Raw genomic sequence first — 17939 nt, forward strand, 5'->3', positions numbered from 1 at the left:
CTTCTAGGGGGCGTTCGAGCGGGTGCTGCCCGAGACGCTCGAGGCGGCCGTGAGGATCCTCCGCCTCCTCCCCGAGATCGAGCGGCTGACCGTGTCGACTCCGCACGGATCGATAGGCGTCGAGCGCCGCTCCTCCGTCACCGCCTGGCGCGCCGCCGATCGCGTCACGATGGCTCTGCTCGCCTCGTCACCCGATGTCACGGGCGTCGTCGCGCACCCGTTCGATCCGCGCGACGGCTTCCGCTTCGCGACGCCCTCCGACCCGTTCCTCACCCGCGACGGAGGCGCGTCCGCCGCGATCCGCGCCTCCGAGCACCTGGGCGAGATCACCGCCGCCGAGGCCGCGCGCCGCCGGGGCGTGCACCTCGTCGGCGACGACACCGAGGACCCGCTGCAGACGATCTGGGACTCGGACGCGCCGCACTCCGACCCGGTGCCCTGACCGCGCGGGCCCTCCCTCCGACGCCCACTCCGCGAAAGTTGCGGTAATCGGCCACCGAGTACGACAGCTTCTGCGTACTCGCCGGCCGGGCCGTCGTCAGCGCTCGCCCCGCGACGCCCAGTCCGCGAGAGTCGTCGGACTCGAGCGCCGAGTACGACAACTCCTGCGCACTGGACGCGCGTGCGGCCGCGAGGCCCGCCCATTCCTCAGAAGTTGCGGTAGTCGCGTCCGACTACCGCAACTTTCGAGGGGTGGCGAGCGCCATCGTGTGCAAGACTGTTCATATGAACAAGTGTTCAGAGGAGCGGTAGCCATGGGTGCAGGACACTCGCACGGAGTCGGCGGTCACGCCGGATCCGCCGCGTCGCGCCACCGGCGGCCCCTCGTCATCGCGTTCGCCCTCACCGCGGCGTACATGATCGTCGAGTTCGTCGTCGGCTTCAGCACCGGCTCCCTCGCCCTCATCTCGGACGCCGCGCACATGGGCACCGACGTCATCGCCCTCGGGATGTCGCTCGCCGCGATCTCGCTCGCCGCCCGCCCCGCCGCGAAGGGCCGCACCTACGGCTCCTACCGCCTCGAGGTGCTCGCCGCGCTCGCCAACGGGCTCCTGCTCTTCGCCGTAGCAGGATTCGTGATCGTGGAGGCGGTGCGCCGCTTCGCCGAGCCGCCCGCGGTCCCCGGACTCCCCCTCCTGATCACCGCGATCATCGGTCTGCTGATCAACCTCGTCAGCTTCCGCCTGCTCTCGGCCGGCGCGAAGGAGAGCATCACCCTCCGCGGAGCCTCCCTCGAGGTCCTCGGCGACGCCCTCGGCTCGGTCGGCGTCATCGTCGCGGCGATCCTGCTCCTCACGACCGGCTGGGCGTGGGCCGACCCGATCGTGGGCGTGCTGATCGGGCTGCTGATCCTGCCGCGCACCTGGTCGCTCACCCGCCAGGCGCTGGGCATCCTGATGGAGTCGGCGCCGCCGCACATCGACCTCGACGCGGTCGAGCGCGACGTCTGCGCGGTGCCCGGCGTGCTCGCGCTGCACGACCTGCACGTCTGGACGATCACCTCCGGCATGGAGAGCGCGAGCGGCCACATCGTGGTCGCGCCCGACGCCGACTACCGCACGGCGCTCAGCGCGGTGCTGACGGTTCTGCGGGAGGATCATGGCATCGACCACGCGACGATCCAGTGCGAGCCGGAGGAGTTCCCGGAGCAGACGCACCGGGTCTGAGCGGACCACCCGCGTCCGCCCCCGCCATCCCACTCGCCACCCCCCCGCCACCCCTCGCCACCGGAGCCGACATGCCAGCCGACACCCCCCGCCCGCACGGCGACGAGGCGCGCGCCGGGCTGCCCTCCGACGCCGCGATCGCCGACCTGGCCGACGTCTTCGGGCTGCTCGGCGACCCGGGGCGGATGCGGATCCTGCTCGCGCTGCTCGGCGGACCGCTGCGGGTGAACGAGCTCTCGGACCGCAGCGGACTCAGCCCCTCCGCGACCTCGCACGCCCTGCGCCTCCTCCGCTCGCACCGCGTCGTGGAGGCGCATCGCGAGGGCCGCACCGCCGAGTACGCCCTCGCCGACGAGCACGTCCGCGACTTCCTCGAGCTCGGCCTCGCGCACGTCGGCCACACCGTGCTCGTGCACACCGTCGCCGCGCCGTCCCCCTCCGACCCTGCGGCCCCGGAGGCGTGCGACCCGCCCGCGCACCCCTGACCCTCCGACTCCGCAGAAGCCGTCGTACTCGATCGCCCAGCACGACAACTCCTGAGCACTCGCGTGGCGGACCCTCGGAAGGCGCGCTCGATTCAGCGAAAGTTGCGGTAGTCGCACGCCACTACCGCAACTTCTGCGGAATCGCGGCGGCCCGGCGGCCCCCACCCGCGCCTCTCGCGCGCCTTCCGCTTGTTGACGTGAACATGTAAGGTCGGCCCTCTGAGCGTGTTCACGTGAACACGCTCGACTTTCACAGGCGAAAGAGAGACCGCATCAATGTCGATGTCCGCGAGAAGACTCGCCGCGCTCGCCACGAGCGCCGCCCTGGCCGCCGGAGCACTGCTCGCAGTGCCGGCCGCCGCCCCCGCGCAAGCGGCCGACGCGTTCCGGATCACCCCCAACCCCGCCACGGCGGGTGAGGCCTACGAGGGCTGGGGCACGAGCCTCGTCTGGTTCGCCAACGCGACCGGGGACTACCCCGAGGCCCTCCGCGAGGACCTCTACCAGAAGGTGTTCGGCGAGGACGGCCTCGACCTCAACATCGCCCGCTACAACATCGGCGGCGGCAACGCCTCCGACGTGAAGGACTACCTGCGCCCCGGCGGCGCCGTCGAGGGCTGGTGGAAGCCCGACACCACGGGAGCCGCGTACGGCGGCACCACGACGAACTACGCCGACCGCGCGGCCCTGCTCGCCAAGTGGAACGCCGACGACCCCGCCTCGTACGACTGGACCGCCGACGAGACGCAGCGCTGGTGGGTCGAGAAGCTCGCCGAGGAGCAGCAGATCTCGCACTGGGAGGCGTTCGCCAACTCCGCCCCGTACTTCATGACCGAGAGCGGCTACGTCTCGGGAGGCTTCAACGCGTCGAGCGAGCAGCTGAAGCCGGCCGCCGAGCAGCAGTTCGCCAAGTACCTCGTGAACGTCACCGAGCACGTCGAGGACGAGTACGGCATCGAGTTCGACACCCTCGACCCCTTCAACGAGCCCAACACCAACTACTGGGGCACTCAGCTCACCAACGGCGTCCCCACCGGCGGACGGCAGGAGGGCATGCACATGGGCCCGACCCGCCAGACCGACCTGATCCCCGACGTCGTCGCCGCCCTCGACGGCTCCACCACCGAGGCCGGGCTCGCCGCGATGGACGAGACCAACCCCAGCATCTTCAAGACCAACTGGGCCGCCTACTCGCCCGAGATCCGCGCCCAGGTCGACCGGATGAACGTGCACACCTACGGCACCTCCGACCGCCTCGCCGTTCGCGACCTCTCGAAGCAGGCCGACACCGACCTGTGGATGAGCGAGATCGAGGGCAACTGGGTCCAGGGCTACAACCCCGTCAACATCGAGAACGGCCTCGGCATCGCGGGCCGCATCCACGACGACCTGCGCGAGCTCGAGCCGAAGGCCTGGGTGCTCTGGCAGCCGGTCGAGGACCTCTACAACATGAGCCCGAAGGGCGAGAACCTCAACTGGGGCTCGATCTTCATCGACCTCGACTGCCAGCCGTACCAGGAGGCGGGCGGCGAGGTCTGGAAGTCGGCCCGCCGCGTCGCCGATGCCGGGGGCGACTCGACGAAGGCCCCGGTCTGCGGAGTCGAGACCAACTCGAAGTTCAACACGATCCGCAACTTCACCAAGTTCATCTCCGAGGGCGACCGCCTGATGTCGGTGAACGACACCGCCAGCACCGCCGCCGTCCGCGCCGACGGCACGGGCGCGACCATCGTGCACAGCAACACCGCCACCGCCTCGCAGACCATCACGCTCGACCTCTCCCGCTTCGGCACGATCGCCGACGGCGCGAAGGTCACCCCCTACGTCACGACCCAGGCCTCCTCGGCCGCCGCGCCCACCGGCAACGCGCTCGTGCAGAAGACCGCGGTCGTCGTCGACCGGGAGTCGCGCACCGCGACGGTCACTGTGCCCGCCAAGTCGGTCACCACCTTCGCGATCGACGGAGTGTCGGGAGTCGCCGACTCCGCCCCCGCCCTGCGCGACGGCCACCACTACCAGCTGGTCGGCACGCAGAGCGGCAAGGCCCTGACCGCGACGACGACCGGAGCCGCGACCACGATCACGACGCTCGCCACCGACTCCGCCGCCGCCGCGAAGCAGAACTGGACGGTGCACGAGGTGCCCGCCGGCGAGCGCGAGGCCACCCGCCGCGTCGTCCTCCAGACGACCGACGGACGCGTCCTCGGCGCGACGACCGCCGGGACCGACCTCCGCTCCGTCTCGGTCGACTCCGCAAAGACCACGGCTGCGACGCGCTGGATCGTCAACTCGACCGACGGAGTGAACTTCACGCTCGTCAACGAGTCGATCGCCCAGTCGCTCGACGTCAACGGCCAGTCGAGCACCGAGAACACCGCGGTGGGCGTCTACGGCTCGAACGGCGGAGCGAACCAGTCGTGGACCCTCCGCGACCTCGCCCCGGCCGCGACGCAGACGGTCGCGGTCCGCACGACCGTGGGCGTCGCTCCGACCCTGCCCGCAAGCGTCACCCCGCAGTACTCGTGGGGCGCCGGCTCGCCGGTCGCCGTCACCTGGCAGCGCCCGGCTGACTCGGCCTACGGCACCGCCGGCCGCGTCGAGGTGAAGGGCACCGCGACCGACCTGTTCGGCCAGTCGATCCCCGTCACCGCGCTCGTCGACGTGGGCGGACTCACCGCGACCGACCCGGTCTCGGTGACCGTCGCCTCCGGAGCCGGTGTCGCCGGAGTGAGGGCCGCCGCACCCACCACCGTGCCCGCTCGCGTCGGCGCCTCGACCAGCACCTTCGCGGTGCCGGTCACCTGGGACTGGACGCCGCTCACCACGGCCTCCCTCGCCCAGCCCGGCTCCGTGACGATCACGGGGACCGCGACCGCCGACGGCGCCACGCTGCCGGCCACCCTCACGGTGCTCGTCACCGCGGGCACGCTCCGGAACTTCAACCCGGATGCTGGCATCGTCGCCACGGCGACGTCGGCCGAGTCGGGCTACGGACCGGAGCGCACCCGCAACGGAGTCGACGGCGACAAGGGCTGGTCGAACTGGGTCAGCGGCACCAAGGCCGCGCAGAGCACCCTGACCTACACCTTCCCCGCTGCCCGCCAGGTGCAGCAGGCGTCGGTGCAGTTCTTCCGCGATGGCACGAACAGCTGGGCGCAGAGCGCGCAGCTCCAGTACCGCGCCGCGGACGGCACGTGGACCTCGGTCCCCGGCTGGGAGACGGCGCAGCCCGTCGCCTCCCCCGCCGACGGCACCGCGCCCACGCTCGTCGCGAGCTTCGCGCCGGTCACCGCGACCGCGTTCCGCATCGTGATGAACGCCAACGCGAACACGCACCTCATCGTGTCCGAGGTGAAGCTGTTCGAGTCGGTCGCGTCGCCCGCCGCGGTCAGCACCCTCGGGGCGCTGCGCGTGAACGGAGTCGGCGTCGCCGGCTTCGACCCGGCCCGCACCTCCTACGCGGTGACCGTCGAGGGCACGACGATGCCGGTGATCACCGCGGTGGCCACCGACTCGGCGGCCCGGGTGGGCGTCACTCAGCCGACCAGCGCGAACGGCGGAGTCGCCTCCGTCGCCGTGACCTCGGCCGACGGGACGTCGACCACCACGACGACGGTGACGGTGACGCTGAAGCAGCCCGCCGCCCTCGCCGTCGCAGTGACCGCGACGACCCGCTGCATCGCCGGCAAGGTGACGCTCACGGTCACGGCGCTGAACAACGCCGGCGTCCCGGTGTCGATGACCGTGGCCTCGGCCTACGGCTCGAAGGAGTTCACTGGAGTCGCCCCCGGCAAGAACGCCAGCGCCGCCTTCTCGACGCGCGCCGCCTCGGTGCCCGCCGGCGAGGCGACCGTCACCGCGACCGGGACCGTCGACGGCAAGGCCGTCACCACGGTGGTCCCCGCCGCGTACGCCGCGCGCAGCTGCAGCTGACGCGACGCCACCCGCCGTGACCGCCTCCGCCCTCCGGGTCGGGGGCGGTCACGGCGTCGATCGCCGCACAACCAAGGCTGGATGGCCGGAATCCTCGAGAATCCGAGGGATCCGGCCATCCAGCCTTCGTTGTGCGGGTCGATCCGATGAAAGCCCTCGCGTCAGTGCGCCTCGGCAGGCCGGCCGCGCTTGAGCAGGCGCGAGACGCCCGTGATCACGGCGACGACGATCAGCCCGAGCACGAGCCCGAACACCATCGACACGGCGGTGTCCGCGAGCCACACGACGACCGGGCCGGCACCCTCCACCGCGTGCGTCACGACGTGCACGACGTCCTCCGGCGCGTGCCAGAACGTCTCGGCGAGGTTCGAGATCACGAGGTGCCCACCGACCCAGAGCATGGCGAGCGTGCCGATGATGCTGATCCCGCGGAAGACCGCCGGCATCGATGCGACGATGCGCGCGCCGGTGCGGCGGACTCCGCGGGCGGCGTTCTTCATCAGGCGCAGGCCCACGTCGTCGATCTTCACCAGCAGCGCGACGGCGCCGTAGACCAGCAGCGTCATCCCGAGGCCGACGACGGCGAGCGCGCCGAGGATCCCGCCGAAGCCGAGCTCGGTGTCGAGGCCGTCGAGCGCGATCAGCATGATCTCGGTGCTCAGGATGAGGTCGGTGCGGATGGCGCCGAAGACGAGCTTCTTCTCGTCCCGCGACTCCGTCTCGCCGGCCTGGTGGTGCACGCCGAACCACTCCATGACCTTCTCGGCGCCCTCGAAGCAGAGGAACGCGCCGCCGATGATCAGCAGGTACGGCAGGACCCAGGGCGCGAACGACGACAGCAGCAGCGCCAGCGGGATGATGATGACGAACTTGTTGAAGAGGCTGCCGAGCGCGATCTTCCACACCACCGGCAGCTCCCGCGCGGGGGTCAGCCCCTGCACGTACTGCGGAGTGACGGCCGCGTCGTCGATGACGACACCCGCCGTCTTGGCGCTCGCCTTCAGAGCGGCGGTGAGGATGTCATCGACAACCGCGAGCAGGCCGACCGACATGTGCGTCTCCTTGGATGGATGCGGGTGAGAGGGCTCACAGTATCGCGGGCGCGGGTGGCGTCGGCGCCGCAGAGGCGTCGGGGCCGTGTGCCTGCTGGTCGAGCAGCCCCGCAGGGGCGTACCGAGACCCACCATGTCCAGCAGGCGAGGAGTGCAGACCCACCGCTGCAGGCATGCAGGGATCTCGATACGCCCGCTGCGCGGGCTGCGGGCTCGATCAGCAAGAGGGCAGACAGGCGGCCCGTCACTCCGTCGCCGCGTCGTACACCTCGAGCAGCCGATCGAGGAACGCCAGCACCGTCGCCCGCTCGCCCTCGTCGAGGCTCGCGACCAGTCCCTCGACGCCCTCGATCAGCGGCGCCACCCGCTCCTGCGCCAGCGCGGCCGAGCTCTCCGACGCGGTGACGACGAGCTTCCGCCCGTCGGACGGGTGGCGGTCGCGCCGCACGTGGCCCGCCGCCTCCAGCCGGTTGAGCACCAGCGTCGTCGCAGCCGTCGAGATGTCGAGCCGGCGCGCGAGCTCGGTCGGGGTCAGCGGACCCGCCCCGAGCAGGTGCGTCATCGCTCCGAGCCCGACCGGGTCGACCGCGAGGGTCCGCGAGAGCGAGCGCTCGAAGTCGCGCTGCCGCTCCGTCACCTGGCGCACCCGCGTGCGGATGCCGTGGTCGGCGGAGGGGGCGGAGTCGGTCATCCCGCCAGAGTACTCGTGTATATTGCCAATCTCATTGATTATCAACGGAGGCAACAATGCCGCGCATCCTGATCTCCGGCGCCAGCATCGCCGGACCCGCCCTCGCGTTCTGGCTGCACCGCTACGGCTGCGAGACGACGATCGTCGAGCGCGCACCCGAGCTCCGCCTCGGCGGGCAGAACGTCGACGTCCGCGGTGCCGGCCGGGAGGTGGCCCGCCGCATGGGTCTCGAGGACGACATCCGCTCCGCCACGACCGGCGAGGTCGGCACCCGCTTCATCGGCCCCCGCGGGCAGACTCTCGCCGAGTTCCCGGCCGGCACCTCCGACTCCGGAGGCGCGACCGCCGAGCTCGAGATCCTGCGCGGCGATCTCGCCCGGCTCCTCGTCGACCGCACCGCCGAGACCACCGAGTACCGCTTCGGCGACCGCATCACTGCGCTCGACGACGACGGCGACGCCGTCACCGCCTCCTTCGAGACCGCCCCCGACGAGCGCTTCGACCTCGTGATCGCCGCCGACGGCATCGGATCGAGCACCCGCCGCCTCGTCTTCGGCGACGAGCCCGAGATCCGCTCGCTCGGCCTCGAGACCTCGTACGCGACCCTGCCCCGCACCGCCGAGGACGACGACTGGTGGCGCTGGTACACCGCGGCGCGCGGTCGCAGCATCACCCTCCGTCCCGACTCGCACGGCACCCTGCGCGTCGCACTCTCGTACCTGACCGAGCGCAGCGCCGAGCGCCGCTCCGTCGACGAGCAGCGGGTGCGACTGCGCGAGGTCTTCGCCGACGCCGGTTGGGAGGCGGAGCGCGTGCTCGCGGGCATCGACGACTCCGACGACCTCTACTTCGAGTCGATCGGCCAGGTGCACGCGCCGCGCTGGTCGAGCGGACGCGTGGCGCTCGTGGGCGATGCGGCCTACTGCGCCTCGCCGGTCAGCGGGATGGGCACGAGCCTCTCGATCGCCGGCGCCTACGTCCTCGCCGGCGAGCTCGCGGCGCACGTCGACCACCGCGACGCACTCGCGGGCTACGAGCGCCGCATGCGCCCGTACGCCGACCAGGCGCAGAAGCTGCCGCCGGGCACCCCGCGCCTGGCCCACCCGAGGTCGCGGGCCGGAGTCACCGCCTTCGGTCTGGCGGTGAGGCTCGGAGCCTCTCCGCTCGGCTCGCGCCTGGCCGCGCGCTTCGCGACTCCGCCGGCCGAGGCGATCGACCTGCCCGACTACTCCCACCTGGAGCGCTGAGGCACCGCACCCGCAGCCGCACCAGCGCCGGCACAGCGCCTCAGCCGCGCGCCGGCCCCGTGCTCTCGCGCACGACGAGCCCTGTCGGGATGAGCGAGACGCCCGAGCGCTCGCCCGACTCGAGCTCGCGCAGCAGGATGTCGACCGAGCGCCGCCCGGTGTCGCCGAAGAACTGGCGCACCGTGGTCAGCGGCGGCCAGAAGCTCGCCGACTCCTCCATGTCGTCGAAGCCGACGACGCTCACCTCGCCGGGCACCGCGCGCCCCGACTCGTGCAGCGCCCGCAGCACGCCGAGCGCCATCTGGTCGTTCGCCGCGAAGATCGCGGTCACCGACGGATCCGCCGCCAGCGTGCGCCCGATGCGGTAGCCGGAGGCGCTCGACCAGTCGCCGACGAGCACCTCGGGGACGGGGGCCCCCGCCGCCCGCAGCGTCGACTCCCACGTCTCGCGGCGCCGCTCGGCCGAGTAGGAGCGCTCGGGCCCGGCGATGTGCCAGACGGTGCGGTGCCCCAGCTCGAGCAGGTGCTCGACGGCCTGGCGCGCGCCCGAGACCTGGTCGGTGTCGACGACCGGGTACCTGTCGCCTCCGGCCGAGTCGACGACGACGACCGGCAGCTCGGGGGGCAGCACGATGTCGGTCTCGTCGAGCAGGTGCGCCTCGACGATGATGATCACGCCGTCGACCGCCTCCTCGCTCAGGCGGTGGAACGCGACAGACACCTCGCCCTGGGTCGGGTGCGAGACGGGGATGAGGGTGATGGAGTAGCCGGCATCCGCTGCGGCGATCGCGATCGCGTCGAGGGTGCGCATGTTGCCGAACGACGACAGCGTGAACATGATCACGCCGATGCTGTGGAAGCGGCCGGTGCGCAGGGCCCGCGCGGCGCTGTTGGGCCGGTAGCCGAGATCGCGCATGGCCTCGAGCACGCGCTCGCGGGTCTCGGTGTCGACGTTCTGCTTTCCGTTCGACACGCGCGAGACCGTCTGGCCCGAGACGTTGGCGCGTCGTGCGACATCGGCCATCGACACACCGCGACGGCGTGGAGCGGAGGCGGCTGCGGCGTTCGTCTCGACGACCATGACACCCCCTTGATAGCGCGTTGCACAACATAACGGACAGGTCGCGGAATCGAGCGGCAGTCGCGGGTGTTGACGTCATCATGCTACGGTGTGGCTCTGCCATGTTGACGTGAACATGCGCCCCCTCCCGAACGGAATCCCCAGATGACGACGACGTCTCCACCCGTGCCGCTGCGCGAGGTCACCCCTCCGACCGACCCCCTCGGCGTGCCGCGCTCCCGGGCGAGGAGCGAGTGGAAGGGCCTCGCCTTCGTGGCGCCCTTCCTCGTGGTGTTCCTGCTCGTCTTCATCGCGCCGGTCGTCTACTCGATCTACCTCAGCCTCTTCCGCCAGCAGCTCATCGGCGGCAACTCCTTCGTGGGGCTCGAGAACTACATCACTCTGTTCGGCGACCCGAACTTCTGGGAGGGCTTCGGACGCGTCCTGCTCTTCCTGGTCGTCCAGGTCCCGATCATGCTCGTCCTCGCGCTGGTCGCGGCTCTCGCGATCGACAGCGGACGCCTGCACGGCACCGGCTTCTTCCGCATCGTCGTCTTCCTCCCCTACGCGGTCCCCGCCGTCGTGGCCGTGCTGATGTGGGGCTTCATCTACGGCGACAACTTCGGCCTCGCGGCTAACGTCAACGACCTGCTCGGCTCCGACGTCGTCCAGCCGTTCTCGCGCGACTGGATCCTCGCCTCCATCGGCAACATCGTCACGTGGGAGTTCGTGGGCTACAACATGCTCATCTTCTACTCCGCGCTGAAGACGATCCCCGGCGAGCTCTACGAGGCCGCCGAGATCGACGGCGCGGGAGCGATGCGCGTCATCACCTCGATCAAGCTGCCCGCTCTGCGCGGCGCGATCGTCATCGCCTCGATCTTCTCGATCATCGGCAGCTTCCAGCTGTTCAACGAGCCCAACATCCTCCGGACGCTGGCGCCGAACATCATCACCACCTACTTCACGCCGAACATGTACGCCTACAACCTGTCCTTCGCGGGTCAGCAGTACAACGCGTCGGCCACGGTCGCGATCGTCATGGGAGTGATCACCGCCGTGATCGCCTACGTCGTCCAGCTCCGCGGCGCGCGGAAGGAGAACTGATGGCCCTCGCGACCGCACCCCGCACCTCCGCCCCGAAGCGCACGCCCCGCCGCGGCTCCTCGGTCCAGCCGAGGAAGTCGATCGCCTTCACCTTGCTGATGTCGGCGTTCATCCTCTACAGCCTCGTGCCGCTCGCCTGGCTCGTCATCAACGCGACGAAGACCCAGGCCGGGCTGTTCTCGAGCTTCGGGCTCTGGTTCGACGGCGACTTCGTCCTCTTCCAGAACATCGCCGAGACGCTCGGCTACCGCGACGGCATCTTCCTCCGCTGGCTCGGCAACACGCTGCTCTACGTCGTGGTCGGGGCCGGAGGAGCGACGCTCCTCGCGACGCTCGCCGGCTACGGCCTCGCGAAGTTCCGCTTCGCCGGTCGCAAGGCGGTCTTCGCCGTCGTGCTCGGCGCGATCGCCGTCCCCGGCACCGCGCTCGCCGTCCCGACGTTCCTGATGTTCAGCCAGCTCGGCCTCACCAACACCCCGTGGGCGATCATCATCCCCAGTCTGATCAGCCCCTTCGGGCTGTACCTGGTCTGGGTGTACGCGGTCGAGTCGGTGCCCACCGAGCTGCTCGAGGCGGCGCGGATGGACGGCGCGGGAGAGTTCCGCACCTTCTTCACGATCTCGATCCGCCTGCTGGCCCCCGGCATCGTGACCGTGCTGCTGTTCTCGGTCGTCGCGACCTGGAACAACTACTTCCTGCCGCTGATTATGCTGAGCGACCCCTCCTGGTACCCGCTGACCGTCGGACTCAACCAGTGGAACGCGCAGGCCACCGGTGTCAGCGCGCAGCCGATCTACAACCTGGTGATCACGGGCTCGCTGCTCACGATCATCCCCATCGTCGTCGCCTTCCTCGGACTCCAGCGCTTCTGGCAGTCCGGGCTGAGCGCCGGAAGCGTCAAGGGCTGAGGCCCTCTTCCCCCGAGTCGGAGCGTCCTGCCCCGCACCACCCCACAGCACGAAGAAGTGAAGGGAAACACCATGAAGAACGCCCGTTCCGCCCTCCGGCGGACCCTGACGGTCGTGGCGGCCGCGGCACTCGCCGCCGGCTCGCTCGCCGCCTGCTCCTCCGACTCCGGAGGCGGTGCCGCAGCCGGCTCCGGCACCGCGGCCGACCTCGACGCCGCCCTCGAAGCCGGCGGGAAGATCACCTACTGGAGCTGGACGCCGAGCGCCGAGGCCCAGGTCGCCGCGTTCGAGGAGGCGTACCCGGAGGTCGACGTCGAGCTCGTCAACGCCGGCACCAACAAGGACGAGTACACCAAGCTCGAGAACGCGCTCAAGGCCGGCTCCGGTGCCCCCGACGTCGTCCAGATCGAGTACTACGCCATGCCGCAGTTCGCGCTGTCGGACTCGCTGCTCGACCTCTCGCAGTACGGGATGGGCGACCTCGAGGACAAGTACTCCGCCTCCACCTGGGGCAGCGTCAACATCGACGGCAAGCTCGTGGGCCTCCCGCAGGACTCGGGGCCCATGGCGCTGTTCTACAACAAGACCGTCTTCGACCAGTACGGCATCGCGGTCCCCGCCACGTGGGACGAGTACGTCGCCGCCGCCGAGAAGCTGCACGCCGCCGACCCGTCGAAGTACATCACCGCCGACACCGGCGACGCCGGCTTCGCGACCAGCATGATCTGGCAGGCGGGCGGCGAGCCGTTCGCCACCGACGGCACCGACGTCACCGTGAACCTCGAGGACGAGGGCACGAAGAAGTGGACCGGAGTCTGGAACCAGCTCGTCGAGGGCGGCCTCCTCTCCGACACCCCCGGCTGGGGCGACGAGTGGTACAAGGGCCTCGGTGACGGTTCGATCGCGTCGCTGATCACCGGTGCGTGGATGCCCGGCGTGCTCGAGTCCAGCGTCCCCGACGCCAGCGGCGACTGGGCCGTCGCGCCCATCCCGACCTACGACGGCACCGCCGTCAGCGCCGAGAACGGCGGAGGCGGCCAGTCGGTCACGAAGCAGAGCGAGAACCCGGCGCTGGCCGCTGCGTTCCTGCGCTGGCTGAACAGCGACCAGGCCTCGGTCGACGTGTTCCTCGAGAGCGGCGGATTCCCGGCGACCTCGGCCGACCTGAGCGACCCCGACTTCACCGGCGCCGAGTCCGAGTACTTCGGCGGCCAGAAGATCAACGAGGTGCTGACGCAGGCGTCGGAGGACGTCCGCCCGGGCTGGTCGTACCTGCCCTTCCAGGTCTACGCGAACAGCGTGTTCGGCGATACGGTCGGCCAGGCCTACGCCAACAAGACCAGCCTCGACGACGGCCTCACGGCCTGGCAGAGCCAGCTCGTCGAGTACGGCAACGCTCAGGGCTTCACGGTCTCCGAGTAGCTCGCGCGGCGCACGAGGCCGGTCGGATCGCTCCGGCCGGCCTCGTCCCGTTCCCACCGCCCTGCTTCGCCGGGCGCTTCCGATCCTGAGGGGGATCCCGCATGACCACCTCCCGCTTCGCCATCGGCACCACCGATTTCGAGCTCGACGGCCGCCCGCACCGGATCCTCTCGGGGGCGCTGCACTACTTCCGCATCCACCCGGACCTCTGGGCCGACCGCATCCACAAGGCGCGCCTGATGGGGCTCAACACCATCGAGACCTACGTCGCCTGGAACGCGCACGAGCCGCAGCGCGGCGCCTGGCGCGCCGACGACGGGCTCGACCTCGGCCGGTTCCTCGACCTCGTCGCCGCCGAGGGCATGCACGCCGTCGTGCGTCCCGGCCCGTACATCTGCGCCGAGTGGGACAACGGCGGACTCCCCGCATGGCTGTTCCGCGACCCCGAGGTGGGCGTCCGCCGCTCGGAGCCGCACTACCTCGCGGCCGTCAGCGAGTACCTCCGCCGGGTCTACGCGATCGTCGCGCCGCGGCAGATCGACGTGGGCGGGCCGGTCGTGCTGGTCCAGATCGAGAACGAGTACGGGGCCTACGGCTCCGACAAGGAGTACCTCGCCGAGCTGGTCCGCGTGACGCGCGACGCCGGCATCACCGTGCCGCTGACGACCATCGACCAGCCGACGCCGCAGATGCTCGCCGACGGCAGCCTCCCGGGTCTGCACCTGACCGGCTCGTTCGGATCGCGCACCCCCGAGCGCCTCGCGACCCTCCGCGAGTTCCAGCCGACCGGTCCGCTGATGTGCATGGAGTTCTGGTGCGGCTGGTTCGACGACTGGGGCACGCAGCACCACACGACCGACGCGGCCGCCTCCGCCCGCGAGCTCGACGCACTGCTCGCGGTGGGCGGCTCGGTGAACGTCTACATGTTCCACGGAGGCACCAACTTCGGCCTCACCAGCGGCGCCAACGACAAGGGCCGCTACGCCGCGATCACGACGAGCTACGACTACGACGCACCGCTCGACGAGGGCGGCGACCCGACGGCCAAGTTCTGGGCGTTCCGCGAGGTCATCGCGCGCTATGCGCCCGTGCCCGCCGAGGTTCCGGTCGTGCGACCGCCCGCTCCGGTGCTGACCGCTCCCCTGACTCCCGGGCCGCCGCTGCTCGAGCTCGACGCGGCCTTCGGGCCCGCCGCGCGCCTCGAGGGGATGGCGAGCTTCGACGAGCTCGACCACGACGACGGGTTCGTGCTGTTCCAGACGACGCTGTCCGGGGGCTCAGGGCCGACCCGCCTCGTCGTCGGCGAGGAGGTGCGCGACCGCGCCTGGGTGCTGCTCGACGGCGCCCCGGTCGGCGTGCTCGCCCGCGACGACCACGAGCGCGCCCTGACGCTGCCGCGCGGGCACGGCGCGCTCGCGATCCTGGTCGAGAACCAGGGCCGGGTGAACTACGGCACGCGGATCGGCGAGCACAAGGGTCTGATCGGCGGCGTGCAGCTCGACGGCGTCGAGCTCACGGGCTGGACGGCCCGGCCGCTCGCGCTCGAGTGCGTGCCCGAGATCGCGGCCACCGCCTCCGCCTTCGCCGCGGGCCCGGGGCTCGCCTCCGGAGCGTTCGAGCTCGACGAGCCCGCCGACCTCTACGTCGACACGCTGCACTGGGGCAAGGGACTCGTCTGGGTGAACGGCTTCCTGCTCGGCCGGTACTGGCGCCGCGGACCGCAGCGGACGCTCATCGTGCCGGCGCCGGTGACCCGCGCGGGCCGCAACGAGGTCGTCGTGCTCGAGCTCGAGTCGATCGCGGAGCCGGAGATCCGGCTGCTCGCGGGGGCGGAGCTCGGTCACACGGAGGTGTGACGGGCGCTCGGCGTGCAGAACCGAGGTCGGGAGTGCTCGACGGGTCCGGATCGGGGCCGACGGCGCCTCCTGACCTCGGTCGTGCACGCTCCCGGCCCTGCTAGCCTCGATCGGCTCGCGGCGAGGCGCCGCGGGGCGGAGGGGGACGACATGACGAGGACGACGACGACGCGCGCAGGGGCGGCACTCGCGGGGGCGATGCTGCTGGCGCTCACCGGCTGCACGGCCGCGGAGCCGGAGCCCACGTCGGAGGCGCTGCCGCAGCACACCGCCGCCGAGCTCACCACGATCTTCGACGACATCCAGTTCGTCCCCGACCAGTACGCGAGCACCGCCGCGATGCTCGAGTCGATCTACCCGGGACTCACCGTCTCGGACGCCTCGTGCCTGGCGCCGTTCGGTGCCGGCTGGGACACGGACGACACGCTCGGCGACTCCGCCGTCACCTACGGCACCAGCACCGACCGCTCGATGACCTCGGTGGTGGCGAGCACCGGCGACGCCGACACCGCCTCCGCCCTGGTGGGCGACGCCGAGGACGCGCTCGAGCGCTGCGCCGACGGCTCCGAGCTGTTCGCGATGCAGGGCGTGCCGGTGCAGACGACGGTAGAGCAGACGCAGCCGACGCTCACGGGCACCGACGACGCGCTCGGCTGGACGGTCACCGGCGACGTCGGCGGTGCGCCGTTCACGCTCGTCGGGATCACCGCGCGCGTCGGCGGCGACGTGATCGCGCTGGTCGGCTGGGACCCGTCGACGAACGCGTCCTACGTCCCGCAGGCGACCCAGCTCTTCGTCGACGCGCTGTAGCCGCGCGCCCGGCTCCTGCCGCGATCACGTCCGGCGGCCTCGACTACTCGAAAGTTGCGGTAGTCGACCGCGACTACCGCAACTTCTGAGGGATCGCCGGGGCGCAAGACCGGGGGCGTCACGTCAGCCAGGAGAGCGCACCGCCGTGCGGGGTGGCGCAGGCGAGCGGCACGCCGTCGGCGGCGAGCACGAACGGAGTCGGGGCCGGCGCCGACAAGCCTGCCCGCGCGGCCGCGACCTGCGGCAGCAGCCCCTCGGCCTCGAGCGTGACGAGGCTCGCCCCGCCCGCGTCGACCGCCGCCAGCACCCGCTCGCGCGCGGCGCGCGGCAGGTAGACGAGCGTCCCGAGCGACACCACGACCGCCCGCAGCCCGCGCGGCACCGCGTCGAGCAGGCGCGGCAGCGCGTCCGCAGCGTCGCCCGCGACGATCTCGGGAGGATCCTCCTGTAGCACCCCGACGGCCTCCTGCAGCCGCGCTGTCCGCTCGGGCCGGTCCGGCGGCAGCAGCGCCTCCAGCCATGCGCGGTCCTCCGCCGAGCGCACGTCGAGCGGCCGCAGGTCCACTCCGCGGCGCCAGGCGACGTTCGGGAGGCGCGTCGGAGCGCCTCCGCCCGTCACCTCGCAGCGCAGCAGCGGCCCGCCGCGCCCCAGCCGCGTCTCGACCCCCTCCGCCGAGAACGCGTAGGAGTACCGCTCCGGCGCGAGGCACAGCCCGGCGGAGGCGCCCACCTCGATCAGCGCGACCGGCTCGTCGGGCGCGGTGACGCGCTCGAGCGCGGCGACGAGCGGCGCGCACCGCAGCGCCTCGTTCGTCTGGGTGAGCCGCTCGGCCGCGACCGGCGCGACGCGCGGCCACGCCTCCCGCAGCCACTCGACGATGTCCGGCGAGGCCGGCGCCCCGAGCAGCCTCGCCACCGAGAAGACGAGCGACGGCTGCCGGTGCGCGCGCGGCAGCTCGTCGATCAGCGCGACCGTCGCGTCGTCGGCGGCGATCGAGAGCGCCCACTGCACCTGCAGCTCCGAGGTCTGCGCCAGCTCGACGGCGGCGCGGCGGTACCAGTCGGCGGTCTCTCCCATCCGTCCATCCTCGCCCGCCGCTCAGCCTCCCTTCAGCCGCCTTCGCAAACCGGATAGCTTTCGTCGACCCCCGAGCAGGGGAGCATACGTTCTCCCCAGGGCCGGACGACCATCCCGCTCCGACGCATCGTCGCCCGGGCACTCCCCCGCTGTCGGCAAGGCCGACTCCCTCAGACTTCCGACCGGCATCCGCCGGCGCTCCTCGACCAGCCGCGGCAGACCACCCCCGCGGCGCCAGCACAGATCGGCGGCTCCGCACATGGGCGCACTCCTCTACGGCACTCCTGCCACCTCGCACGACATCGACGACCGCGCTCTCGCGCACCTGCAGATCGTCATGGTCAACAAGTTCCGTCGCAACGAGGCCTTCGCCTTCCAGCTCGACGCCTCGAGCGCGCACGGCACGGGTCGCCAGACGATCTGGCTCCACCCGTCCATTCCGCTGCAGTTCTCGTTCAACGGCAGCCGCATGCCGGCGATCAACCCCGAGTGGGTCCGCGCGCTGATGGACGAGGCCAACAGCGGCCGCGGACTGCGCATCCTGCCCGAGCCCGCGCAGCAGCCGGCGAGCGCCGGACTCACGACGGCCGCGTGACCGCGATCCTCCCGGTGCACGTCATCGG

The 17939-nt window shown here is 71.5% G+C and carries 15 protein-coding genes; 11 read left to right on the forward strand and 4 right to left on the reverse strand.

Going from position 1 to position 17939, the window contains the following annotated elements; all coding sequences use genetic code 11:
* The first annotated feature begins 49 nt into the window (after positions 1-49).
* The 4 genes from GRS96_RS01300 to GRS96_RS01315 all read left to right on the forward strand — a co-directional run bounded on the left by GRS96_RS01300 (position 50) and on the right by GRS96_RS01315 (position 6085).
* Positions 50-442 (forward strand): hypothetical protein, encoded by a 393-nt coding sequence (locus GRS96_RS01300; RefSeq protein WP_159987509.1) that lies wholly within the window; start codon positions 50-52, stop codon positions 440-442.
* A 313-nt stretch (positions 443-755) separates the two neighbouring features.
* Positions 756-1667: a cation diffusion facilitator family transporter gene (locus GRS96_RS01305; protein WP_159855244.1), complete on the forward strand. Its 912-nt coding sequence runs from the start codon at positions 756-758 to the stop codon at positions 1665-1667.
* A gap of 71 nt (positions 1668-1738) precedes the next feature.
* Positions 1739-2152: an ArsR/SmtB family transcription factor gene (locus GRS96_RS01310; RefSeq protein WP_204162015.1), complete on the forward strand. Its 414-nt coding sequence runs from the start codon at positions 1739-1741 to the stop codon at positions 2150-2152.
* 282 nt (positions 2153-2434) lie between these two features.
* Complete coding sequence (locus tag GRS96_RS01315; protein WP_159987510.1) at positions 2435-6085, forward strand: glycoside hydrolase; 3651 nt, start codon at positions 2435-2437, stop codon at positions 6083-6085.
* A gap of 161 nt (positions 6086-6246) precedes the next feature.
* Here the strand turns inward: GRS96_RS01315 and GRS96_RS01320 are convergent, their stop codons facing one another.
* The gene (locus tag GRS96_RS01320) at positions 6247-7137 is read right to left on the reverse strand and encodes a DUF808 domain-containing protein (protein WP_159987511.1); all 891 of its coding nucleotides are present in this window, start codon (positions 7135-7137) and stop codon (positions 6247-6249) included.
* A gap of 244 nt (positions 7138-7381) precedes the next feature.
* On the reverse strand, positions 7382-7828 hold the full coding sequence (locus GRS96_RS01325; protein WP_159987512.1) for a MarR family winged helix-turn-helix transcriptional regulator: 447 nt from the start codon (positions 7826-7828) through the stop codon (positions 7382-7384).
* A 56-nt stretch (positions 7829-7884) separates the two neighbouring features.
* Between GRS96_RS01325 and GRS96_RS01330 the strand changes: the two genes are divergently transcribed.
* Entirely contained in the window at positions 7885-9075 is a 1191-nt protein-coding gene (locus GRS96_RS01330; protein WP_159987513.1) for an FAD-dependent monooxygenase, read from the forward strand.
* Between the two features lie 40 nt (positions 9076-9115).
* Here GRS96_RS01330 and GRS96_RS01335 read toward each other — a convergent pair whose 3' ends face one another.
* Positions 9116-10156, reverse strand: a complete 1041-nt coding sequence (locus GRS96_RS01335; protein WP_236553536.1) for a LacI family DNA-binding transcriptional regulator — start codon at positions 10154-10156, stop codon at positions 9116-9118.
* A 144-nt stretch (positions 10157-10300) separates the two neighbouring features.
* On the opposite strand from GRS96_RS01335, the gene GRS96_RS01340 reads away from it, so the two are divergent.
* From GRS96_RS01340 to GRS96_RS01360, 5 genes are all read left to right on the forward strand, one after another.
* Complete coding sequence (locus GRS96_RS01340) at positions 10301-11242, forward strand: carbohydrate ABC transporter permease (protein WP_159987514.1); 942 nt, start codon at positions 10301-10303, stop codon at positions 11240-11242.
* A complete protein-coding gene (locus GRS96_RS01345) occupies positions 11242-12150 on the forward strand; it encodes a carbohydrate ABC transporter permease (RefSeq protein ID WP_159855230.1) in 909 nt (302 codons plus the stop codon). The genes GRS96_RS01340 and GRS96_RS01345 overlap by 1 nt, the downstream gene beginning before the upstream one ends.
* Positions 12151-12222: 72 nt before the next feature.
* Positions 12223-13572, forward strand: a complete 1350-nt coding sequence (locus GRS96_RS01350) for an ABC transporter substrate-binding protein (protein WP_159855228.1) — start codon at positions 12223-12225, stop codon at positions 13570-13572.
* Positions 13573-13673: 101 nt separating this feature from the next.
* Complete coding sequence (locus GRS96_RS01355) at positions 13674-15428, forward strand: glycoside hydrolase family 35 protein (protein ID WP_159987515.1); 1755 nt, start codon at positions 13674-13676, stop codon at positions 15426-15428.
* A gap of 150 nt (positions 15429-15578) precedes the next feature.
* Positions 15579-16238 (forward strand): hypothetical protein, encoded by a 660-nt coding sequence (locus GRS96_RS01360; protein ID WP_159855224.1) that lies wholly within the window; start codon positions 15579-15581, stop codon positions 16236-16238.
* A 118-nt stretch (positions 16239-16356) separates the two neighbouring features.
* On the opposite strand, the gene GRS96_RS01365 is transcribed toward GRS96_RS01360, so the two are convergent.
* Positions 16357-17316, reverse strand: a complete 960-nt coding sequence (locus GRS96_RS01365) for a DUF2332 domain-containing protein (protein WP_159987516.1) — start codon at positions 17314-17316, stop codon at positions 16357-16359.
* 259 nt (positions 17317-17575) lie between these two features.
* Between GRS96_RS01365 and GRS96_RS01370 the strand changes: the two genes are divergently transcribed.
* A complete protein-coding gene (locus tag GRS96_RS01370) occupies positions 17576-17911 on the forward strand; it encodes a DUF7882 family protein (RefSeq protein ID WP_159855220.1) in 336 nt (111 codons plus the stop codon).
* Positions 17912-17939 lie beyond the last annotated feature (28 nt).

The sequence above is a fragment of the Rathayibacter sp. VKM Ac-2803 genome (assembly GCF_009807175.1).
In the GTDB taxonomy this organism is placed as follows: Bacteria; Actinomycetota; Actinomycetes; order Actinomycetales; family Microbacteriaceae; genus Rathayibacter.